The organism is Rhodococcus sp. ENV425 (genome assembly GCF_002887785.1).
In the GTDB taxonomy this organism is placed as follows: Bacteria; Actinomycetota; Actinomycetes; order Mycobacteriales; family Mycobacteriaceae; genus Rhodococcus; species Rhodococcus aetherivorans.
The window spans coordinates 57,673-80,758 of sequence record NZ_PCZU01000178.1 but is presented as its reverse complement, the minus strand read 5'-3'; the positions used below and the strand labels follow the sequence as shown (position 1 = coordinate 80,758).

Sequence of the window (23,086 nt, the reverse complement as noted above, 5' to 3'; positions counted from 1 at the left end):
GCCGTCAGCCCGGCAGCACTCCGACGGTGCCACCGGTGCGTTCGAGCACCCGCAGCGACCCGGTCACCGACACCTCGGCGAACTCGCCGCTGCCGAGCGCGCGCAGGTAGACCTCGTACGGGGGTCGTCCGCCGTCCTTCGGGTCGGGGAACACGTCGTGGATGATCAGGGCCCCGCCGACACGCACCCAGGGAGCCCAGCCCGCGTAGTCCGCCTGCGCCGCCTCGCTGCTGTGACCGCCGTCGACGAACACGAACGCCGCCGGGGTCCGCCAGAACGCCGCGACCTGGCCCGACCGCCCCAGCACCGCGACGACGTGGGATTCGAGGTCCGCGTCGGCGAGGGTGTGGCGGAACCGGCCCACCGTGTCGAGCCGGCCGGTGTGCGCGTCGACGAGGGCCGGATCGTGGTACGCCCACCCGGGCTGGTGCTCCTCGGACCCGTGATGATGGTCGATCGTGACGATCGTGCCGCCGGTGGCCTTCGCGGCGGCACCGAGATAGACGGTCGAGCGCCCGCAGTAGGTGCCGATCTCGACACCGACACCGTCACCGAGGTAGCGCACCGCGGCGTCGTGCAGGGCCGTGCCCTCGTCGATCGGCATGAAACCCGGTGTCGCCTCGGCGAGTTCGATCATCTCCCGGGGCAGGGTGGTACGGGTCATGACGGCGGTCTCCGTTCGCTGCGGTCCGGTGGCGGGTGCTGAAGCGGCGTGTACTGACGAGCACATTACCCATCGCCGGTTCCGGTGCGGTACCCCGCGCACGGTGGGCGCCGGTCACGCGCCGTAACCGCCGTCGACGTCGAGTGTCTGCCCGGACACGAAATCCGCGCGGTCCGAGGCGAGGAACGCGACCGCCTCGGCGATGTCCTCGGCGTCGCCGAAGCGGCGCAGCGGAATGTTGTTCCGCGCGACCGACAGTGCGTGCTCGTCGAGATCGCCGGACCCGATCAGCCGGGCGGCCGTGCCGTCGGTGAGCATGCCCGGCCCCACCGCGTTCACGCGCACACCGAACCGTCCCTCCTCGGCCGCCAGGCCCCGCACGAGGGCCTCGATCGCACCCTTGGGCCCGGCCGACAGACCGTCCCGGACGGGGAACCGGCGGGTCGCGGCGGTGGTCACGGCGACGATGCTGCCCCGCGACTCCCGTAGCCGGGGCAGGGCGGGACGGACGAGGTTGAAGAACGCGCCCGCGTCGCCCACGAGCTGGTCGCGGAACTGCGCGGGCGTGACCCGGCTCAGGTGCAGCATCGGCACGTGCGGCCCCGCCGCGTAGACGAGAGTGTGCAGCGCACCGAAGGATTCGATCACCGCGTCCACGCCGCCGGCGGCCGCGGCACCGTCGCCCAGGTCCACCTGCAGCGACAGCACCTTCGCGCCGAGCGCGGACAGTTCGGTCGTCAGGGCTGCGGCGGCCGCCCCGCTGCGGCGGAACATGAACGCGACGTCGCTGCCGCGCTCGGCCAGCACCCGGCACACCGCTCGGCCGATCCCGCCGGTGCCGCCGGCCACGAGGGCCGCGCCCGGCCGGTCGGCGAAGTCCTGCACTCGTCACTCCCTGTGTTCTCGTGCCGCACGGTGAGCCGGTGGCAGGCTCACTTCGCCGCCTTGCGGCGCCCGGCGAGCACGCCGCCGATCATCGAGTCGAGCTTGGTGCCGAGCGGCCACCCCACGTAGTGGCACAGGAACAGGGCGATCTCCTTCAGCTGCTGTTCGTCGAGTTCCTCGTTGTGGAGGGCGGCGCCGACCTGGATCTCGGCCACGTCGATCAGTCCCTGTGCGGTGAGCGCACCGAGCAGCAGCAGCCGCCGGTCGCGGATACTGAGCCCGGGCCGGGACCAGATGTCGGCGAACAGGTGGTCCGCGGTGACGGCGAAGTGGTCGCCGGGCCCGTCCTGCATCTCCCAGCCGTACACCTTCGACATCATGTCCAGGCCGCGGCGGCGGCGATCGTCGGTCATATGCGTTCCTCTCGTCGGTTCCGGCTCGCGACGTCTCCGGTGCCGACGCCGAGTCCGGGTCCCAGGCCGGTCAGTGCCCGCGTGGCCAGGGGCAGGTCGACGCCGAGACGGGCGCCGAGGCCGAGGGCCAGCGACAGGTCCTTCTCGCCCAGGGCGCGGACGTGGTCGAGGATCGGGAACCAGAAGTCGTCCGGCGGGATCGGTGCGGTGGTGTCCCGGAGCATGATCGCCCCGGCGCCACCGGTGATCGCGTCGGTGTGGCGGACCACCTTCCCGAGCGCGGTGATGTCCAGCCCGGCCGCCTCGGCGAGGCGCTGCGCCTCCGCGGCCGCGGTGAACGACACGAAGTGCAGTAGATTCCGGGCCAGCTTCATCCGGGTGCCCGCGCCGACCGGACCGGCGTGCACGACGAGGTCGGCGAACCGCGAGAACGGCTCGCGTACCGCGTCGAACGCCGCGTCGGAGGCGCCGACCATCACCGCGAGCCGGCCCTGCTCGGCGCCGGGGGCCCCGCCGCTGACGGGCGCGTCGACCAGTTCGACGCCGCGGTCGGCGCATTCGGCGGCGAGCTCGACGGCGGTGGTGTCGGCGATGGTCGAGTGGACCGCGATCACCGTGCCGGGCCGGGCCGTGTCGAGCAGCCCGGCGACGACGGTGCGGACCTGCGCGTCGTCGACCACGGTGACGCAGACGACGTCGCAGTCGCGCGCCAGGTCGGCGGGGTCGCCGGCGGCCCGGGCGCCGGCCGCGGTGAACGGCTCGACGGCCTCGGGCCGGGCGTCGAGGACGGTGAGCCCACCCGGCCGGTCCAGCAGCCGCTTCGCCATCGGCGCGCCCATGTTGCCGAGGCCGATGTAGCCGAGCCTGGTCACGAGCGGATCACCTGGCCGCCGTCGACGTTGAAGATCTGCCCGGTGATCCAGTTCGCCTCGTCGGAGAGCAGGAACAGGCACATTCCCACCAGGTCCCCGGGCGTACCGATCCGCTTCAGCGGCAGTGTGGAGACCATGTCCGCCACCATGTTTCCCGGCGTGACGGTGCGGGTGGCCTCGGTGTCGATCGGACCCGGGGCGATCGCGTTGATGCGGATGTTCGAGCCGCCGAGTTCGACGGCCAGCTGCTGGGTCAGGCCGTTGACACCGACCTTGGCCAGGCCGTAGAAGCCGGAGTACACCCACGCGGCGGTCGAGGACTGGTTGACGACGGAACCGCCGCGGTCCGTCATGTGCGGCCACGCCGCGCGGGTGATGTTGAGCGCGCCGTCCATGTTCACGCTCATGAACTTCTTGTAGTAGTCCCACGGGACGGTGAGCAGCAGGTCGAGCTTCATGCCCCCGTAGATGGCGGCGTTGTTGACGACGTGGTCGATGCTGCCGAACGTCTCGACCGTGAAGGCGGCGAGCTCGGTGGCCGAGTCGGGATCGGAGACGTCGACGGTCTTGAAGACGGCGATGCCGCCGTCGGCGACGATCTGCTCGGCGACCTGCTCGCCGCGTTCGGTGTCGATGTCCGCGACGACGACGGAGGCGCCCTCGGCGGCAAGGGCTCTGGCGTACGCCTCGCCGATTCCCTGCGCCGATCCGGTGACGATCGCGGTGCGGTCGGCGAAGCGCGTTGTGCTGCGGGTCATGTTCGTCAGCCTCTCTGCTTCGCCGCCGGTTCGGCGACGAGCTTGGTCTCCAGGTATTCCTCGAATCCGGCCACACCCATCTCGCGGCCGATTCCGGACTGCTTGTAGCCGCCGAAGGGAGCGTCGGCGGCGTACCAGATGCCTCCGTTGACGCCCAGGGTGCCGGTGCGGACCCCCTCGACGACCCGGCGGACCCGGTCCTCGTCGGTGCCCCAGACGGCCCCGGACAGGCCGTAAGGGGAGTCGTTGGCGATGCGGATCGCCTCGTCGTCGCCGTCGTAGGGGAGGATCACGAGGACCGGCCCGAAGATCTCCTCCCGGGCGACGCGAGCGGTGTTGTCGACCCCGGCGATCAGCGTCGGTTCGAGGAAGAAGCCACGCCGGTGCTCGGCGGGACGGCCGCCGCCGACGACGATCGTCCCGCCCTCCTCGACGGCGAGCCGCAGGTAGCCCTCGACCCGTGCGCGCTGGTGCTCGGAGATCAGCGGACCGCACACCGTGCCGGGCTCGTTCGGGTCGCCGGGCCGGATGCCGCGCAGGGCGTCGGCGGTGACGCGGACCGCCTCGTCGTAGCGGTTCCGGGGGACGAGCAGACGGGTCGTGATGGCGCAGCCCTGCCCGGCGTGGGTACACACGGTGAAGGCGGCCATCGAGCATGCGGCTCCGAGGTCGGCGTCGTCGAGCACGATGAACGCCGACTTTCCGCCGAGTTCGAGGAACACCTTCTTCAGCGTCTCCGAGGCGGCGCGCATCACCGACCGTCCGGTGGCGGTGGAGCCGGTGAACGACACGAGGTCCACCCGCGGGTCGGTGGCGAGCAGGGCGCCGACGGCATGGTCGCTCGACGTCACGATGTTCACGACGCCCGGCGGGATGTCGGTTTCCTCGGCGAGGATCCGGCCCACGACCGCGGCGCACCACGGGGTGTCGGGCGCGGGCTTGAGCACCACCGTATTGCCGGCGGCGAGCGCGGGACCCAGCTTGGCGAAGTTGATCTGGTGCGGGAAGTTCCACGGTGTGATCGCCCCGACGACACCGACCGCCTCGCGGAGCACGTAGCGGTGGGTGGGGATGCCCATCGGCGCGGCATTGCCGAGATCCTGTTGCCACGGGTAGTTCTCGGCCAGGTCGGCGAAGTACCCGAGATCGTCGACGGGGCCCTCGAGATGGGCGGCGGAGGTGAGGAACCGGGGTGCGCCGACCTCGGCGATGGTGATCGCCCGCAGTTCCTCGATGTGGCCGCGCAGCGCATCGCGGAGCTGACGCAGGCAGCGGGCGCGGAAGGCGTGCTCGCGGGACCAGCCGGTGGTGTCGAAGGCGCGACGGGCCGCCTCGATCGCGGCGTCCATGTCGGCGGCGGTGCCGTCGGCGGCGGTGCCGAGCACCTCCGCGGTGGCCGGGTTCACGACCTCGAACGTGCCGCCGGAGCCGGGAACCAGCTTGCCGTCGACGAGCAGAGCCGAGCTGTCGCCGGGAATCAGGGACATCGGACGTTTCCGTTCTGGAGATTGGAAAGTGTCAGGTGTAGTAGGAGATTCGGATGCGCACATGGCGGGGACCGGTCGGTACGCGATGCTGACGCCTTCGCTGCGTGCTTCGGGTGCCCCTTGTCTGGACAGTTGTCTGGACTATAGTTCGGACAAGTGCGTGACGCAATGCCCCGCGTCGCCCGGCGAAGCGGCACGCGTGCGGAGGGGCCGGACGATGGGACTGGGCACGAGTCGGCGCACGGCACGACGGTCGGTCCCCGGCGTGGGTACGCCGCGGCCCCGAGCCTCGGCGGCTCCTCCGGGGCCGGCTCCCCACGGGGTCGAGTGATCGGCCCGGAGCGGGCGGGGAACGCCCGATCGCGCGGCGTCGATGGGGAGTGGTGGTCCCGCGGGGTCTACGGGCGGGCGAGTAGCGACGGCACGACGAACGCGTACAGCTTCGCCCGCAACCGGTCGAGCGAGCCCGCACTGGCGCCGAGCGCACTGATGTAGTTCATCTCGATCTCCGACAGCCATTCGTAGAGCAGGTCCAGATCGACATCGGCGCGAAGCTCTCCGGACTCCCGGGCCTCGAGCAGAATCGGCTCCCACAGTTCGCGGGTGAGTTGGACGGCACGGCCCGAGGTCGCGAGCAGGGTTGTGGCGAGTGTTGCCTCGGCGGGGGAAACGAGGAGATGGATCATCGGGTCGCGGAGGCCTCGGCGGATATTGGCGCACAGGCCCTCGACGATCCGTTCGCCGAATGTCGGGTGATTCCGGATGCGCACTCGCCACGGCTCCATGTTCATCCGTGCGCGGCGGACGATCGACGCCACAATGAGCGATTCGCGGTCCGAGAAGTAGCGGTAGACCGTCGCCCGGGACATGTTTGCAGCTCGCGCGACGTCGGCCATCGTGGTCTTCGTGATACCGAACTGTTCGAAGCATGATTCGGCGGCGACAAGGATCGCTGCGCCGACGTCCGTGGTCTCGGTGTCCGTCTTGTGTGCCACGCATGCACCATACCGCCGGGTAATCTGGATAAGACACTAGACGCCACATGTCTCATGTGCCACGCTGGGGTCATGCAGCGTGAAGACAAGATCGACCTCACTCGGCGCCTGATCGCGCACGTCGACAACAACAGCACCGACTACGCGGACGAGATGCTTCGTGTTCCGTTCTCCGTGTTCAACGACCCCGAACTGGCGAGCCTCGAACGTGACGCCGTGCGCCGATTTCCGCACATCGTGGCGCACATCGACGAGCTGAAGAAGACCGGCGACTTCGTCACCACCGAGCTCATCGGCACGCCGCTGCTGGTGATCAGGCAGTCCGACGGCAGCGTCAAGGCGTTCTCCAACGTGTGCCGGCACCGAGGTTCCAAGGTCGAATTCGAGGAATCGGGATGCAAGCGCCTCTTCAGTTGCCCCTACCACAACTGGGCGTACGGCCGTGACGGTGCGCTGCGGGGAATGCCTCACGCCGAAGGGTTCGACGGCCTGGATCGATCGCAGTACGGGCTGGTCGAGTTCCCGTGCGAGGTGCGGCACGGGCTCGTCTGGGTCGTGCCGACGGTCGGTGCCGAACTGGACATCGCGAGGGTGCTCGGTGAGAAGCACGACGCCGAGGTCGCCGACACCGGTATTGCCACGTCGTTCCAGGTCCGCAAGGAGACCTGGAAGCTCGACATGAACTGGAAGATCGCGGTCGACGGCGTGCAGGACTCCTACCATCTGTGCCAGCTGCACACCAAGACCGTGTGCAACTTCCTCGAGGGCAACATCACGGCCTTCGATCTCGTCGACAGATCGTGGCGAATCGTTGTGGCGCGCAAGGCGATCACGGAGGTTCGCGATGCGGATCCGGATTCCTTCGATGTCCGCGACTACTCGCTCGCGAACTACACGATCTATCCCGGCACGATGCTGGTCACCGAGCCGAATCACTTCGAGGTCTGGACCATCGTCCCCGACGTCGACGATCCCAACGTCTCGTACTGCACCATCCGGTTGCTGTCTCCGGCCGAACCCACGACTCCCCGGGAGAAGCGGGTACTCGAGAAGAACTGGGAACTCCTGATGGAGACTCTCCACGCGGAGGACTGGTTCGTCACGAAGACGATCACCGACAACGTCGCGCACGGCCAGGTGGACGAACTCGTCTACGGACGGAACGAACTGCCTGGGCAGGTCTTCCACAAGATGATCTCGGGCGATGCCGCTGCGATCGCGGAGGAGCGGCGGAAGAAGGCCGGCGTGACGACATGACCTCGCGTGAGTTGCTCGAATCGTCTCCCGCACCGGGTGTACTGCAACTGACGTTGAATCGTCCGGAGGTACACAACGCGATCTCGCTGTCGCTGCAACGGGCACTCGACGAGACGCTGACCCGTGCAGCGTGCGACGACGCCGTCCGGGTCGTGGTGGTCGCCGGGTCCGGTGAGCGCGCCTTCTCGGCAGGGTACGACCTGCAGGAACTCGCGGCACTGTCGTCGGACGCGAACCTGGAGGCGATGCTCGAGCGCGAGGAACTGCTCTGGCGGTATCTCGAATTCGCCAAGCCCACGATCGCGGCAGTTCAGGGCGTGTCGTACGGCGCCGGGACACTGCTCGCTGTCTGCTCCGACCTACGGGTCGGCGGATCGTCGACACAATTCACCGTGACTGCGGCGAAGTACGGTGGTGCGAACCTGACCTGGGTGCTCGACACCTTGATCGGGGCCGGACAGACGCGAGATCTGCTCATGACCTCGCGTGCCGTCGCCGGCGACGAGGCATATCGGATGGGCCTGCTCACCCGATACGCAGGTGACGGTGACGTTCTCGGGACCGCGCTGGAGGCCGCGGCGCAGATCGCAGCGCAACCACCCGAGGCGGTCCGGGAGATCAAATCGCTTCTGCTCGCCGGGCATGGTAAGGATCTGCGCAGCCGCTACGACCGCGAGAACGCGGTCGCACGCACCACGCTGCGCCCTCGCCCCATCGGCGACATGTTCACGGAATTCTTCGGTGCCCGTGCGGGAACCGACTGAAAGGGGCATCATGGACGTCTCGCTACGCCCGAACGCACCGATCGATATCTGGAATCCGGACTGGAACGATCCGTTCGATCCGACCGTCGAGGCCGGCGACGAGTTCGCCGAGCTGGTCGCCGCAGTCCGTGCGGTACAGGAGGCTTTCACGCGGTCGCGTCCCGACCCTGCCGCCGCGGCGGGTATCGCCGGGACACTGCGTTCTGTTGCACAGCGATTGGAAGAACTCGAGGTAGGCGAGGACGATCAGATCGCGGGACATCGCTGGGATCTGGCCGGTCGGGGACAGGCCCTGGCGCCGCCGCTGCACATCGACGCGGTGACGGAAACGACCGCTCGTGGGCGGGTCACGGTCGGGCGCTTCCATGCCGGTCGTTACGCGATGAACGGTGGTGTCACACCGCTGATCTTCGACGAGATCATGGCCCGGCTGGCCAATGATTCCGGACGTCCCTGGGCGCGTACGGCTTATCTGAACGTGAACTTCCGGGCGCCTGCCCCACTCGACGTCGAACTCCGTGTGGAGGCGGAGTACCTGCGACAGGACGGACGCAAGCGGTTCATGCGCGGAACCATGTACCACGGCGATGTGCTCGTCGCCGATGCGGACGGACTCTGGGTGGAACTGAAACCCGAACAGACGCTCAATATTTCCGAAGGAGGAGACGTATGAGTGGTTACTCGTTGCTCGAGGGCATGCGCATCCTCGAGGTCGCACAACTGGCGCCCGCATCGGTCGGTGGGCACCTTGCCGACCTGGGTGCCGAAGTCATCAAGATCGAATCAGGGCCGCTCGGCGATCCGGTGCGCATCGGCGGCAGCCGCGCGATCGGCGACCAGGACGGTCCGTCGTTCATGCATCTGAGGTGGAACCGGGGTAAGAAGAGCGTTGCACTCGACCTGCGATCCCCCGAAGGCGCGCAGGCTTTCCTCGATCTCGCCCGGACGTGTGACGCGGTCGTCGAGGGCATGCGCAGCGGTTACCTCGACTGGCTCGGTGTCGGCTACGACCAGCTGCGAGAGGTCAATCCGAAGATCGTCTTCTGCACGGTCTCGGGTATGGGATCCGATGGGCCCTACAGCCGGCTCGGGACCGGGGGTCCTGTGTTCGATGCGTACGCGGGGCTGCGCGACGTGCGCACACCGGAGGAACCGCCGACCGACGGGATCGCGGGGTCCACGACTGCGCCGATCGCGATGTACGCGCTGGGTGCCTACGGCGCGATGGGCCTGCTCGCAGCGGTACATCGTGCCGATCGCACCGGTCGCGGCTGCAAGCTCGAGGTGGCGGGCATCGACGTGGCCGCGTCGTGGATGCCGGACCTGGTCGATGCCGAACTCAACAAGGATCGATCCATCCATCGCCCCACGTGGCTGCCGGACGGACGGCTGCCCGATTGGCCGCGACTCGAGGCGTACCGCACGAAGGACGACGAGGCCGTGCTGTTCGGCTCGCACGTCGACAAGTTCTGGCGCAACTTCTGCATGGCCGTCGACCGGCCGGATCTGCTCGAGATCGATCTGGCAGGTACCGATCCGGAAGCGCCGGCGCGCGCCGACCGTGTATACCGCGAGCTTCGCGAGATCTTCCTGCAGCGCACCCGCGACGAGTGGGTCGCGCTGTTCCTCGCGCACGACATCGCGGGTGGACCGGTGAACAGCGTCCGGGACATGATCGCCGATCCACACTTCGCCGGTCGCGCGAACACGTACCGCGTCGAGTACGAGGGAGTGGGTGAGCTCGAATTCGTGGTGAGCCCGGTCCGGGTGCAGGATGAGAAGTTCGCGCCGTCGCTACCGCCGGAGCTCGGGGCGGACACAGCGGAAGTCCTCCGAAAAGTGTTAACACGCAGTGTATCCGACCATTCCGACGCGATGGAACCGATCTCGCGCGGGTAGGGGCGGCAAGGTCGGAATCCCCGCAATCGGGTGTGCGAATTCGATGCCGCATTCTGTTGTGCCAACTATCTACAGATGTTAGATTAACTGCGACCTCGGTGACGGCGATCACACACCGCCTCGGTGGGTGATCCGGCCCGACGGTCGCGCAGCAACTCCAGACGCGCCGCCCGACGGAGGCGCGTCCGAATCGGGTGGACGGGCCCGGCGCGGGCCGCACCCCCACCGCCGTGAGCGAGAGCGGGGCACGCCGCCACGGCGAGCATGAGGAGACGACAATGAATCTGACCGATCTGGTTCGATACTGGGGCAAGACTCGTCCCGCCCAGCAGGCGATCGTGTTCGGCAACACCTCCCAGACGTGGTCCGAGGTGGACGCAGTCACCGACGCGCTGGCCCGTGGCCTCGCCGCCCGGGGCGTTCGTAAGGGTGACCGCGTCGGGGTGATGATGCTCAATCGACCGGAACTGGCGCACGTCATCCTCGCCACACTCAAGCTCGGTGCGATCAGCGTCCCGCTCAACTTCCGACTGCTCGGCAAGGAACTGGCTCCGATGCTCGTGGATTCGGCGCCGCGGGTCGTGATCGTGGAGAACGAGCTGGCTCCGTTGCTCGAGGAGGCAGCGGCCGAAACCGAGTTCGAGATCTTCGCGATCGGGGGAAGCGACCACCGTGCATACGAGACGCTGCTCGACCCCGGAAACGTGCCGGACGTTCACATCGAGGCGTCCGATCCGGCATTCATCTGCTACACCTCGGGCACCACGGGTATACAGAAGGGTGCGCTCGTCACACATCGCAGCGCACTCGCGCCCGGTATCGCGCAGGTGCTCAGCCACGGCATTTCCCGCCGCGACCGCGTGATGTGCTCGGCGCCCCTCGTCTACACCGGCTCGGTCCTGTCGATCTTCATGCAGCTCGTGGTGTTGCCGGGATCGACGATGGTGCTGCTGCGCGAGTTCGATCCGGCGATCGCCCTGGACACGTTCGAGCGTGAGCAGGTCACCGCGACCACAACAGTGCCGGTGATCTGGGAGCGCATGGCCCAGCTCCCGGACTTCGGAACCCGCAAGCTCGCGAAGTTCACGTTCGCCGGCGCCGGTGGCGCACCCGTGAGCCTGGACCTGCTCGACTTCTACAACAGCCGCGGCGTGCCGCTCACCCAGGCATACGGACTGACCGAGGCCTCGGGAATGGTCTCGACGCTGTACTACGAGGACGCTCGTACCCGGCCGGGCTTCGCCGGCCTGGCCCTGGCCGGCACCCAGGTGCGCATCGGCAGCATCGCCGGTGGCTTCGCCGCACCGAACGAGGTCGGCGAGATTCTGGTGCGCGGCGAGCACGTCATGCGGGAGTACTGGAACAAGCCCGAGGCGACGGCGGACACGCTTGTCGACGGCTGGTTGCGCACCGGCGATCTGGGCCTGCAGGACGAAGGCGGCTTCCTCAAGGTCGTCGACCGCCGCAAGGACATGCTCATCTCCGGTGGACTCAACGTATACCCGGCCGAGATCGAGAAGGCGCTGCACGGCATCGACGGCTTGGTCGACCTCGCGGTGATCGGCGTCAAGGACGACCGATGGGGTGAGGTCCCGATGGTGGTGTTCCACAGTCAACGGCCGGCGGACGACATCGTCACCGACATCGCGTGCGTCGCGAGCGGGAACCTGGCCAGATTCAAGCGCCCCGCGGTGGCGCTCGCGCTCGACGAACCGCTGCCGCGCACCTTCTCGGGCAAGCTTGCGAAGGCTGTTCTCCGAGAGCGCTTTCAGACGCCGCCGGCCCATGCGATCCCGGTACCCCGAGAGGCGCAGTCGGCGGATGCCGCGACGTCCCGGTCCTGAGGTTCATTTCCCCTTCTCCGAGAGGACACGCACCGTGAGCAGTACCCGCGATGTGGACATCACCAAGATCATCGACGACTCGCCCCTGTCATCCCTGCAGAAGCGTGTCCTCGCCCTGTGCCTCGGTCTCGCGATCCTCGATGGCATCGACGCACAACTCATCGGGTTCGTCATTCCTGCCATGTCGGCGGACTGGGGACTGTCGCCCGCGTCCTTCGGCTTCGCGCTCGCGCTGAGTACCGGCGCGATGGTCGTGGGCAGCCTGCTCTTCGGGCCGCTGGCCGACCGCTACGGCCGCCGCAGGATCATCATGGTGTGCACTGTCATCTTCGCGGTGTTCACGCTCGCCACCGCGCTGGTGACCTCCATGACGGCGCTGATCGTGCTGCGCGTGATCGCGGGTCTCGGCCTCGGCGGTGTGACACCGAATCTCATTGCGATGGTGAGCGAATACAGTCCTGCCCGGATGAGGGCGACGATGGTGACCGTGACGGTCGCGGGCATGTCGCTGGGTGGCTTCGTCGGTGGTTTCGCGGCCGCGTTCCTCATCCCGAAGTTCGGGTGGCAGGCGCTGTTCGTCGTCGGTGGCGTGTTACCGCTGATCTTGATGGCTGTGGCGATGCGGTGGCTGCCGGAATCCGTGAAGTTCCTCGTTGCCCGAGGCCGCAACGAGGAGGCCGCGCACATCGTCGACGAGATCGCGCCCCACGCACGCGTCACCGCCACGGCCAGGTTCGTGCAGGACACGTCGACCGTGACAAAGTCGCCGGTGAGCGTCCTGTTCCAGGGCGGCCGCGCGGTCGACACGGTCCTGTTGTGGGGCGTGTTCGTCATCAACTTCCTGGTCATCTATTTTCTGCTCAGCTGGATGCCGACGCTGTTCGGCGAAGGCGGTCGGAGTGCATCGACCGCGTTGCTCGCCGCGTCGCTGTTCAACCTCGGCGGGATGACGGGTGCGCTGACATTCGGCCGGATCACCGACCGGATCGGCAACGGCTTCGTCGTGGTGATGGCGGGCTACACGCTCGGAGCCGTGTTCACTGCGCTGGTCGCAATGCTTCTCGGCAGCGGATGGTTGCTGCTGCTGGCGGTCTTCTTCGTCGGATTCGGCATGTCCGGTAGCTCGGCCGGCATCATCGCGATCGCAGCCACGGTGTATCCGGTTGCGGTCCGCGCGACGGGTGTCGCCTGGGCAATGGGCATCGGGCGAATCGGCTCGATCGCGGGTCCGGCGGTCGGCGCGCTTCTGATCGCGGCGGGGTTGGGTGCGCAGAGCATCTTCCTCCTCACGATCGTGCCGACGCTGCTCGCTGTCGTGACTCTCGGGGTCATGTCCATCCGGAATCGCCGAGCGCAGAGCAACCGCCGTTCCGAGACCGCTACGACACCCCACACCATGGCTGCAGCCGAATAGCCCTACGCGGTTGACGGTTATTCACCGCATGGAGTTCTGCTGGTGAATAACCGTTTGCCGTTCGTGGCCGCTGCAACAGGCTCATGTTGTGCCATTTACCTACAGATGTTAGATTGCGATGACGTCGGTGACGATCATCACATCCTGCAGAGCCCATCGCCTCTGCCGAACAGCGGACGGAGCGGACAGTGCCGGTGAAGTTGTCCTATTGCCGCCTGTGCCCCGCCTCGTGCGGGGTGCGGGTGGAGGTCGACGGCGATCGGATCCTCGGCATCGTCGGCGACGGACTGCACCCGTTGTCGGGCGGCTACTCGTGTCCGAAAGGACGTCGTGGTGGCGACTTCCATCAGGGGCCGGATCGGCTCACCACCTCGATGCGCCGCACCCCCGGCGGCAACTTCGAGCCCATCCCGGTGGAGGTGGCGATCGCGGAGATTGCCGAGCGCCTCGAAGCGATCACGGGGGAGCACGGTCCGGACGCACTGGCATTGTTCATGGGAACCCAGCAGAACTTCGCGGCGCTGACCGGCCCGATGGCGCGGGCGTGGTTCCGCACCACCGGATCCCGGAAACTGTTCTCGACCATGACGATCGATCAGTCCGCCAAGTGGATCGTGCAGTCGCGGATGGGGGAGTATCTCGGCGGGCGCCAGCGCTTCGACACCGCGGACGTGTGGCTGCTGGCCGGCACGAACCCGATGGTGTCGCTCAACGGCGGTGACGGGGACGGCGCGATCACCCAGAACCCGTCCGTGACGATCCGCAGGGCGCGCGAGCGAGGGCTGAAGCTCATCGTCGTCGATCCTCGGCGCACCGAAACTGCGGTTCGTGCGGACCTGCACCTGCAGCTCCGCCCCGGCACCGATGCCGCACTGTTCGCAGGACTGCTGCACGTGATCCTGTCCGAGGGTTGTCACGATCACGGGTTCTGCGAGCGCTTCGCAGACGGCCTCGAGGAGCTCGGCGCGGCGGTCGCACCGGCGACACCGGCGCACACCGAAGCGGTGACGGGCGTGCCGGCCGCCGATGTCATCCGCGCGGCCCGGATGTTCGCGGCGGGGCGGCGGGGCATGGCGACAACGGGCACCGGGGTGTGCATGGGCCCGCATTCCAATGTCGCCGAACACCTGGCCGCGTGCCTGAACGTCGTCTGCGGTCGGTACCTCCGCGAAGGCGAGGTGACACCCAACCGGAACGTTCTCGCACGGACGACCCCGTTGAAGGCGGAGGTTCGTCCGCCGTACCGGACCTGGGAATCCGGGTTCCGCAGCCGCATCGGCGGGATCGGCACGATGAACGGCGAGCTGCCGTCGGGCATTCTTGCCGACGAGATCCTCGAGCCGGGCGCCGACCGGGTGCGGGCACTGGTGGTCTCGGGCGGGAACCCGGCGCGGGCCCTGCCGGACCGGGAGAAGGCCGAACGTGCACTGAGCGAGCTGGAGCTCTTGGTGTGCGTCGACACGCGAATGTCCGACACCGCCCGGCTGGCCGACTATGTGATCGCGCCGACGATGGCGTACGAGCGACCCGACCACACCTTGCTGATGGAGTTCTTCTTCGCCCGGCCCTTCGCGCAATACACACCACGACTCGTGGCTCCGCCCGCAGGCGTGATCGAGGACTGGGAGTTCTTCTTCCGCCTTGCCTCTGCGGCCGGGCACACGGTGAAGTTCGCCGGGCGGGTGCTCGATCCGGACGTGCCGCCCACCTCGGACGAAATGCTCGCGATGTTCGCAGAACGCGGGCGCGTTTCCATGGACGAAGTGATGTCGGCACGACGCGGCACGCTCGCGCCTCCGGAGGAGAAGGTGGTCGGTCCGCCCGCAGAAGGAGCGTCCGAACATCGCCTCGCCCTGTGCCCGGACGATGTGAGCGCAGAAATCGCTGCTGCACTGGGTGAGTCGACGCCACAACGCGGGCTCACCATGCGGCTGACGGTGCGCCGCATGCGGGAGCTGATGAATTCGGTGGGCCGGGATGTCAGCGGGCTCGCACGCTTCGGCTACAACCCCGCACACGTGAATCCGCAGGACCTGCGGCAGCTCGGCATCGAACACGGCGACATCGTGCGCATCCGCTCGGCCCACGGCCGCATCCGGGCTGTCGCACACACCGACCCCACCGTCCGACAGGGCACGGTCTCGATGACCCACTGCTGGGGTGCGTCCGACGCCGACGCGGACCCCCGCGGAGTCGGCAGCAATGTCAACGACCTGACCGGCTACGACCGAGTCCAGAACATCAACGCGATGCCGGTGATGACTGCGGTGCCGGTGGCCGTCGAATCGGAGGTCCCCGCCGGTGCTCACTGACACTTCCGCCACGACGGTAGGCGCACGCATCTGTCCGCTGTGCGAAGCGACGTGCGGTCTGCTCTTCGAACTCGGCGGACGCACGGTGACGTCGGTGAGGCCGAACCCCGACGACGTGTTCACCGCAGGGCACAGTTGCGCGAAGGGGCTGGGCCTCGGGCAACTGGAGAACGACCCCGACGTCATCCGCACTCCGTTGATCCGCGACGGGGACGATTTCCGTGAGGCAACGTGGGACGAGGCGTTTGCCGAGATCGGTCGGCGACTGCCTCCGATCATCGCGGCGGACCCCAACAGTTGCGCTGTCTACTCGGGAAACCCGGCCGCGCACCACCTGGACCCGTCGTTCTACACGTTGCCGCTGATCTCGGCGATCGGCACCCGCAATGTCTACTCGCCCGCCAGCATCGACACCCTTCCGAAGAACTACGCGAACGCATTGCTCTACGGAACCGGGCTCGGAATGGCGGTCCCCGATATCGACCGCACGTCGTATCTGCTGATCCTGGGGTCGAATCCGCTCGTGTCGAACGGCAGCACCGTCACCGCGCCGGGAATCGGGAGGCGTTTGGAAGCGCTGCGAGAGCGCGGTGGCACCCTGGTGGTGGTCGACCCGGCGCGCACCCGGACGGCGGAGGTCGCCGACCTCCATCTCGCCATCCGGCCCGGTACCGATGCGTTTCTCCTGCTCGCACTCGTCTCGGTGATCGCGACCGAGGGGCTTGCTGCGCCCGGGCGCCTGACCGGGTACGTCGACGGATTGGACGACGTCCTTCGGCTCACCGAACAGTTCACCCCGGACGCGGTCGCGGAGATCTGCGGTATCGACGCCGACGTGATCCGCCGGATCGCACGGGATTTCGCCGCTGCCGACTCGGCCGTTGCCCATTCCCGGATGGGTTCGTGCACACAGGAGTTCGGTTCGGTCGCCAACTGGATGGTCGAGATCCTCAACATCGTGACCGGCAACCTCGATCGGCCGGGGGGCGCGATGTTCCCCGTGCCACCGGCAGGCGGTCCGACCACCTGGCCCGCCAACCCGAAGGCTCCGCTCGTGTTCGACCGATGGCGGTCGCGGGTCCGGAACATGCCGGAGGCGATGGGAGAGATCCCCGCGGTCTGTTTCGCCGAGGAAGTCCTGACCCCGGGCCCGGGACAGGTGCGGGGCCTGATCACGGTCTCCGGCAACCTGGCACGGTCGTTTCCGAACAGCCACGCTGTCGAGGCCGCACTGGCCGACCTCGAATTCATGGTGTGCATCGACGGGTACCTCAACGAGACGACCCGCTATGCCGATGTCATCCTGCCACCTCCACCGCTGACGACGCGGGGCCACCACGACCTCGCGCTCACCCACTTCCAGGTGCGCAATGTGGCCCGGTACACGGCCCCGTTGCTCGAGCCGAGTCCGGGCCAGGTCCCCGAGTGGCAGATCCTGCTGCGCCTCACGGCAATCGTCCGTGGCGAACCGGAGCGGCCGGTCACCGAGCTCGACGACGAGGTCGCCACCACAGCGATCCGTCGCGCAGCGAAGCTCGCGGGCTGCGAACTCGACGACGTCGTACGGGCGACCGCGGGCCGCACCGGCCCGCAGCGGCTGCTGGACCTGCGGTTGCGCAGCGGCCCGTACGGCGACCGGTTCGGTGCCGTTCCCGGCGGACTGACCCTCGAACTGCTCGAACGCAATCCCAACGGCATCGACTACGGGCCGTTGCAACCGCGAATCCCCGAGGTGCTGCGGACCCCGAATGGACGGATCAACCTCGTCCCCGATGCGTTGACCGCCGACCTGCCGCGCCTGCGTGACACGCTGGCACAACCCGTGCCGGAGCTGGTCCTCGTCAACCGGCGACATCGTCGCGGTATGAACTCCTGGCTGCACAATGCGCTGCCACAGCCCGACACAGGTCAGTGTGCGCTGTTCATGAATCCGTTCGACGCTGCCGCACGCAACCTCGTGGACGGCGACACGGTGCGTATCGCATCGAAGACCAGCGCTGTCGTCGCCGAACTGCGCATCACCGACGCGATGCGTCAGGGCGTGGTGAGCCTGCCGCACGGGTGGGGTCACGACGGCCGTGGTCTCCGCACCACTCGCTCGGCCGCTGCACCCGGTGCGAACGTCAATGCCCTGGTCGACGACACCGTGGTCGAACCGCTGACAGGCGCCCCGATCTTCAACGGTTTCCCCGTCGACGTCACCCGCGTGGAAAGGCCGCAGTCATGACCGGGGAGTCGGGTGCTCTGACCGGCACCACGATCGGTGTCGTCGGCGCCGGGATGATGGGATCGGCCCTCGCGTACACGTGCGCACGGGCCGGCGCCGACGTCGTGCTCGTTGCGCGGACCCTCGAGGGTGCGCGCCGCGGAAGGGCGTACGCCGACCGGCGCGAAATGCGTGCACTGCAGGCCGGGACGACGGATACGGCGGTCTCACAGGCGTTGCTCGCCCGCATCACGCCTACCGAACGGGTTTCGGACCTCGCGCCGGCCTCGTTGGTGGTCGAGGCCGTGGCGGAGAACGTCGCCGCCAAACAACAGGTCCTGCAGTCGGTCGAGGCCGTCACCGACCTGGGCACCTTCCTCGCGTCGACGACGTCGACCCTGCCGATCACAACGCTCGCATCCACGCTGGCACGTCCGGAGAACTTCGTCGGGATGCACTTCTTCTCGCCCGTCGACCGGATGGCGTTGGTGGAGACGATCACCGGTACGCGCACGTCGGAGACCACTCTCGCGGCATCCTTGACGTACTCACGGAAGCTCGGGAAGACGCCCATCGTGGTGCGCGACAGCCGGGGGTTCTTCACCAGCCGGGTGATGCAGCCCTATCTGGACGAGGCGATGGTCGCGGTCGGGGAAGGAATCGATCCGGTCCTCGTCGAGCGTGCGGCGCTCGAAGCGGGATACCCGGTGCCGCCATTGCAATTGCTCGACGAGATCACGTTGACCCTCAACCGCGCGGTGCAGCGAGAGAACCGTGCCGCTGTCGGGACCGCCGGCGGCGCGTGGCGGGCGAGTGGTGCGGACCGTGTCCGCGACCGGATGATCGACGAGCACGGTCGAGTCGGTCGATCGGTGGGACGCGGATTCTACGAGTACGACACCGACGGCACGCGAATCGGGTTGTGGCCCGGCCTTCGCGACGTGTTCGGGACGACCCGGAGTATCCCGGTCGACGACATGCGCGACCGGTTGCTCTTCGTCGAGGTGATCGAAGCGCTGCGTTGTCTCGACGAAGGTGTGATCGGTTCCGAGGCCGACGCAGACACCGGATCCGTTCTCGGCATCGGATTCCCCGCGCACACCGGTGGGGTCGTGTCGTTCAGGCGGTCCTATACCGGTGGTGCGGAGGGATTCACGGCTCGCGCCCGCGAACTTGCCGACCGCTACGGCCACCGCTTCCTCCCGCCGGAACAGAGTTCGGAAGCACACGATCAACCGGAGTATCCATGACATACGTAGTCACCCAAGCCTGCTGCAACGACGCGACGTGTGTCGCGGTGTGTCCGGTGAACTGCATTCACCCGACTCCCGACGAAGCGCAGTACGCGCGCACCGAGATGCTCTACATCGATCCGGACACCTGCATCGATTGCGGGGCGTGCGCCGACGTGTGTCCGGTGGAGGCGATCGCGCCCGACAGCGATCTCACACCCGAGACCGAGATCTACAAGGATCTCAATGCCGCATACTTCCTGGGGAACCCGACCGTGTCCGGCCCGACGGAGGTGCCGAAGGAGCCCGTCGTCGTCGCCGAGCGGCCCGGTCCGCTGCGGGTGGCGATCGTGGGTTCCGGTCCGTCCGCCTTCTACGCTGCCGAGGAATTGCTGAAACGGCGTGACATCGACGTGGAGGTCTCCATGTTCGAGCGGCTCCCCGTCGTCGGTGGGCTCGTCCGCTTCGGTGTGGCACCGGATCATCAGACGACGAAGGCCGTCGAGCGGGTCTTCGCCCGTACCGCCGGCCGCAACGGCTTCCGCGCATTTCTCGGTGTGGAGGTCGGACGTGACCTCAGCGTCGACGAACTGCTCGACCACCACCATGCGGTGATCCACGCAGGCGGCGCTTCCGACGACCGGAAGCTCGGTATCCCGGGCGAAGACCTGCCGGGCAGCTTTGCCGCACGTGAATTCGTGGCCTGGTACAACGGGCATCCGGACTACGCCGACCGTACGTTCGATCTGTCGGGGCGTCGCGCCGTGGTGATCGGCAACGGCAATGTCGCGTTGGATGTAGCGCGGATCCTGGCACGCGATCCCGAGCGGCTCGTGCCCGGCGACATCGCGGAGCATGCTCTGGATGTACTGCGCCGCAGCGCGATCGAGGAGGTGGTGGTGCTCGGGCGCCGCGGCCCCGAGCACGGGGCGTTCACGACACCGGAACTGCTGGCGCTGGGCTCGTTGCCCGAGCTGGACGTGACCGTCCACGGCGGTTACGACGCGCCGGAGGGCGCCTCGATCAAGCTGCAGACGATCGCCGAGTACGCGCACCGGCGTCCGCAACCGGGCAGGCGGAGGATCACGCTACGCTTCCAGGCCGCGCCGGTCGAGATTCTCGGCGGCACTCGCGTCGAGGGTCTGCGGATCGCACCGTACGGCCAGGCGGGGCCCGGCGAGGACCTCGACGCGTCTCTGGTGTTGCGGTCGGTGGGGTATCGCGGCCGTCCGGTGTCGGGTCTGCCGTTCGACGCGGTCCGCGGAACGATACCCAACGTCGCAGGTCGCGTCGTCGATCCGGCCGGCAACCGTCCGATATCCGGTGTCTACGTAGCAGGCTGGATCAAGCGGGGGCCGACCGGCGTGATCGGGACCAATCGATATTGCGCAGCCGAGACCGTCGAAGCGATCGTTGCTGACCACGAACGCGCCCTCCTGTCGCGGCCGAGCCGCACGGGCGACGATCTGGCGGCGATCGTCGAGACGCGCTGTCCGGACGCGTTCGGCTTCGACGGCTGGCGGCGCATCGACCGGTACGAACGTACCGAGGGGCGTCGTCAAGGCCGTGCCCGTCGGAAACTGGTCGAGGTCGATGCGATGCGCGCCGTCGCCCATGGTGCGGACGCCCATTCGTACTTGCCTCAATAAACGACAACCTTTAGATTTAACAGGCGGGTGTGATCTGCGCCTCACCGAGGTGGGCCCGCATCGACGACACACATTCATGGAGGGCTACATGAGCGGCACCGTTGTAGACGCTTTGACCTACTGGTCTCGGTCGAAGCCGGATCTGCCCGCGATCGATTTCGACGGCGATGTCGTCAGCTACGCAGAGCTGTCGAGCTGGGCAGACGGTGTTGCGCACGACCTCGCCTCCCGTGGCGTCGCGCCGGGTGATCGAGTGGGCTTCCTCGGTGCCAACAGCCTGGAATGGGCCGTGGCCTCGCTCGGCGCCATGAAGGTCGGCGCCATCGCCGTGGGTTTCAACCAGCGCATGCTCACCGGCGAGCTCACCACCCTCGTCGACGACTGTGAACCCTCCGTGGTCTACTGCGAAGAGGCACTGCTGCCGCGACTCGAAGAGGTCCAGCAGGCACGCAACACCTTCTCGATCGCCGTGTTCGAGAAGGATGTGCGCCCGCTGCGCGGCCGCGAACACGCGAAGTACCCCTCGCCGGTCGTCGATCTCGACACTCCCACTGCCATCGTGTTCACCAGCGGCACCACCGGGAAGCCGAAGGGTGTGATCTTCACGCACGCCACGATTGCCGGTGAGATGCACGAGTGGTCGCTGATGGAACCGATTCAGCCGAACGGTCTGCGCCCGGTACTGGTGCTGCCGCTGTTCACCGCCGCCGGCATCGTCTGGGGCATCTCGCGTGTCGTGCTGCACGGCGGAACCTTGTTCCTGCAGCCGGGATTCGACCCGTCGTCGGCGCTGCGCGTCCTCTCCGAGGACAAGGCCAACACCCTGACCGGGCCCCCGATTCTCTTCGAACAGATCGCGAAGGTGCCCGGATTTGCCGACACGGATCTGAGCCACATGATCACCGCACACGTCGGCGGTGCCCGCGTGCCTGTCGACCTGCTGCACAAGTGGCAGGCCCAAGGGGTGTCCCTGAGGCAGATCTACGGTCAGACCGAGATCGGCGGATCGGCCACCGCAATGCCGCGGGACGAAGCCGCGGAACACCCCGACAAGTGCGGGTGGGGCGGCATCTTCACGAAGATCCGGGTGGTCGACCCCGAAGGAAACGACCTCCCGCCCAACGAAACCGGTCAGATCCTGCTGCGCGGACCGGGCATGATGCCGGGATACTGGCGCAACGAGGAAGCCACCCGTGCGACTCTGATCGACGGCTGGCTCCAGACCGGCGACCTCGGCAAGCTCGACGAGAACGGCTACCTCACGTACGTCGACCGCCTCAAGGACATGATCATCTCCGGTGGCCTGAACATCTCGCCCGCCGAGATCGAGACCGTCATCAATCAGATCCCAGAGGTCGAAGAGGTCGCGGTGATCAGCGTCCCCGACGCCAAGTTCGGCGAGACGCCGGCAGCGCTGGTCAGGACGAGCGCGCAGATGAAGGAATCCGAGGTCGTCGCCTTCTGCAACGAGCGTCTCGCCGACTACAAGGTGCCGCGCTACGTCGTCTTCATGGACGAGCCGCTGCCCCGGATGCCCAGCGGGAAGATCGCGAAGCGCCAGTTGCGCGACGCCTTCGCGGATGTGCCCGACAACTACGAGAAGGTCCGGTAATCCAGTGGTGAACCCGCAGAAAGTTGCTGTCGTTACCGGCGGGGGGCGCGGCATCGGCGCGGCCATCTCGCAGCGGCTCGCCGCCGATGGATTCGCCGTCGCGGTCAACTATTCACGTAGTGCGCGCGATGCCGAGGACGTAGTCGCGAAGATCGTCGCGGACGGCGGACAGGCCGTGGCAATCCGGGCCGACATCTCGAAAGCCGCCGACGCGGAACGGCTCATCGCCGACACGACGGCCCGACTGGGTGCTCCCACCGTGCTCGTCAACAATGCGGGCATGAACAAGGCCGGTGCGGCCCGTAAGCAGTCCCCCGACGAGTTCGACGAAGTCATCGCGGTCAATCTCAACGGCGCGTTCTACTGTACACACTTCGCATTGCCCGCAATGTACGACGCAGGTTGGGGCCGTGTGGTGTTCGTGAACAGCCCGTCGGGCGGGCGCCGGCCGTCGCCCGGCATGAGTGCCTATTCCGCAGCCAAGGCCGGTCTCGTAGCCATGACCAAGACGATGGCGGTGGAGGTGGCCCGTCGCGGCATCACGGTCAACTCTGTGATGCCCGGCTTCGTCGCCACGGACATCGTGTCGTCGGGAGGCGAAGCCGGCGTGGAGGCCCTGACCAGGCACTGGCCGTCGATTCCGCCCGAGTCGATCGCCTCGACGGTGTCGTTCCTGGTGAGCGACAACGCCGCCGACGTCTCCGGTGAGGAGATCGGCGTGTGGCGGGGTGGTCCCGTCGGCGTCTGAGATCCGACCACGATGCGACCCGTGCCGATTCGATCGGCACGGGTCGCATCGTTGTTGCGTGCCCCCTGCACCCGT

General features: G+C 67.7%; 19 protein-coding genes. 12 read left to right on the top strand and 7 right to left on the bottom strand.

The window, feature by feature from the left end; translation table 11 throughout:
- Positions 1–4: 4 nt before the first annotated feature.
- The 7 genes from CQZ88_RS14745 to CQZ88_RS14715 form a co-directional block, all read right to left on the bottom strand.
- Positions 5–664: a class I SAM-dependent methyltransferase gene (locus CQZ88_RS14745; RefSeq protein ID WP_102799953.1), complete on the bottom strand. Its 660-nt coding sequence runs from the start codon at positions 662–664 to the stop codon at positions 5–7.
- 114 nt (positions 665–778) lie between these two features.
- On the bottom strand, positions 779–1,549 hold the full coding sequence (locus tag CQZ88_RS14740) for an SDR family NAD(P)-dependent oxidoreductase (RefSeq protein ID WP_082120193.1): 771 nt from the start codon (positions 1,547–1,549) through the stop codon (positions 779–781).
- 47 nt (positions 1,550–1,596) lie between these two features.
- On the bottom strand, positions 1,597–1,962 hold the full coding sequence (locus tag CQZ88_RS14735) for a carboxymuconolactone decarboxylase family protein (RefSeq protein WP_050034654.1): 366 nt from the start codon (positions 1,960–1,962) through the stop codon (positions 1,597–1,599).
- Positions 1,959–2,834, bottom strand: a complete 876-nt coding sequence (locus tag CQZ88_RS14730; protein ID WP_082120194.1) for an NAD(P)-dependent oxidoreductase — start codon at positions 2,832–2,834, stop codon at positions 1,959–1,961. The genes CQZ88_RS14735 and CQZ88_RS14730 overlap by 4 nt, the downstream gene beginning before the upstream one ends.
- On the bottom strand, positions 2,831–3,592 hold the full coding sequence (locus CQZ88_RS14725; protein ID WP_029541573.1) for an SDR family oxidoreductase: 762 nt from the start codon (positions 3,590–3,592) through the stop codon (positions 2,831–2,833). Before CQZ88_RS14725 ends, CQZ88_RS14730 begins: the two co-directional genes overlap by 4 nt.
- Positions 3,593–3,597: 5 nt before the next feature.
- Positions 3,598–5,079, bottom strand: a complete 1,482-nt coding sequence (locus CQZ88_RS14720; RefSeq protein ID WP_102799952.1) for an aldehyde dehydrogenase — start codon at positions 5,077–5,079, stop codon at positions 3,598–3,600.
- Between the two features lie 398 nt (positions 5,080–5,477).
- Positions 5,478–6,074: a TetR/AcrR family transcriptional regulator gene (locus CQZ88_RS14715; protein ID WP_050034656.1), complete on the bottom strand. Its 597-nt coding sequence runs from the start codon at positions 6,072–6,074 to the stop codon at positions 5,478–5,480.
- Positions 6,075–6,146: 72 nt separating this feature from the next.
- Here CQZ88_RS14715 and CQZ88_RS14710 point away from each other — a divergent pair, with 72 nt between their 5' ends.
- The 12 genes from CQZ88_RS14710 to CQZ88_RS14655 all read left to right on the top strand — a co-directional run bounded on the left by CQZ88_RS14710 (position 6,147) and on the right by CQZ88_RS14655 (position 23,011).
- Positions 6,147–7,331, top strand: coding sequence for a Rieske 2Fe-2S domain-containing protein (locus tag CQZ88_RS14710; protein ID WP_006936358.1), 1,185 nt, complete (start codon positions 6,147–6,149; stop codon positions 7,329–7,331).
- Complete coding sequence (locus CQZ88_RS14705) at positions 7,328–8,095, top strand: enoyl-CoA hydratase/isomerase family protein (RefSeq protein WP_050034657.1); 768 nt, start codon at positions 7,328–7,330, stop codon at positions 8,093–8,095. Before CQZ88_RS14710 ends, CQZ88_RS14705 begins: the two co-directional genes overlap by 4 nt.
- Positions 8,096–8,105: 10 nt before the next feature.
- A complete protein-coding gene (locus CQZ88_RS14700) occupies positions 8,106–8,768 on the top strand; it encodes a PaaI family thioesterase (protein ID WP_043799783.1) in 663 nt (220 codons plus the stop codon).
- Positions 8,765–9,994, top strand: coding sequence for a CaiB/BaiF CoA-transferase family protein (locus CQZ88_RS14695; RefSeq protein WP_102799951.1), 1,230 nt, complete (start codon positions 8,765–8,767; stop codon positions 9,992–9,994). Before CQZ88_RS14700 ends, CQZ88_RS14695 begins: the two co-directional genes overlap by 4 nt.
- A 278-nt stretch (positions 9,995–10,272) precedes the next feature.
- A complete protein-coding gene (locus tag CQZ88_RS14690) occupies positions 10,273–11,838 on the top strand; it encodes a class I adenylate-forming enzyme family protein (RefSeq protein ID WP_006936345.1) in 1,566 nt (521 codons plus the stop codon).
- Between the two features lie 34 nt (positions 11,839–11,872).
- Positions 11,873–13,252, top strand: coding sequence for an MFS transporter (locus tag CQZ88_RS14685; protein ID WP_102799950.1), 1,380 nt, complete (start codon positions 11,873–11,875; stop codon positions 13,250–13,252).
- Between the two features lie 188 nt (positions 13,253–13,440).
- Positions 13,441–15,564 carry a molybdopterin-dependent oxidoreductase gene (locus tag CQZ88_RS14680; RefSeq protein WP_065922965.1) on the top strand — a complete coding sequence of 708 codons (2,124 nt, stop codon included), beginning with the start codon at positions 13,441–13,443 and terminating at the stop codon, positions 15,562–15,564.
- Positions 15,554–17,791: a molybdopterin-dependent oxidoreductase gene (locus CQZ88_RS14675; protein ID WP_102799949.1), complete on the top strand. Its 2,238-nt coding sequence runs from the start codon at positions 15,554–15,556 to the stop codon at positions 17,789–17,791. The genes CQZ88_RS14680 and CQZ88_RS14675 overlap by 11 nt, the downstream gene beginning before the upstream one ends.
- The gene (locus CQZ88_RS14670; protein WP_102799948.1) at positions 17,788–19,020 is read left to right on the top strand and encodes a 3-hydroxyacyl-CoA dehydrogenase family protein; all 1,233 of its coding nucleotides are present in this window, start codon (positions 17,788–17,790) and stop codon (positions 19,018–19,020) included. Before CQZ88_RS14675 ends, CQZ88_RS14670 begins: the two co-directional genes overlap by 4 nt.
- On the top strand, positions 19,017–20,651 hold the full coding sequence (locus CQZ88_RS14665) for an FAD-dependent oxidoreductase (protein ID WP_065922963.1): 1,635 nt from the start codon (positions 19,017–19,019) through the stop codon (positions 20,649–20,651). Before CQZ88_RS14670 ends, CQZ88_RS14665 begins: the two co-directional genes overlap by 4 nt.
- An 88-nt stretch (positions 20,652–20,739) precedes the next feature.
- Entirely contained in the window at positions 20,740–22,263 is a 1,524-nt protein-coding gene (locus CQZ88_RS14660) for a class I adenylate-forming enzyme family protein (RefSeq protein WP_102799960.1), read from the top strand.
- A gap of 7 nt (positions 22,264–22,270) precedes the next feature.
- Positions 22,271–23,011, top strand: coding sequence for an SDR family NAD(P)-dependent oxidoreductase (locus tag CQZ88_RS14655; RefSeq protein ID WP_029541609.1), 741 nt, complete (start codon positions 22,271–22,273; stop codon positions 23,009–23,011).
- Positions 23,012–23,086: the final 75 nt, after the last annotated feature.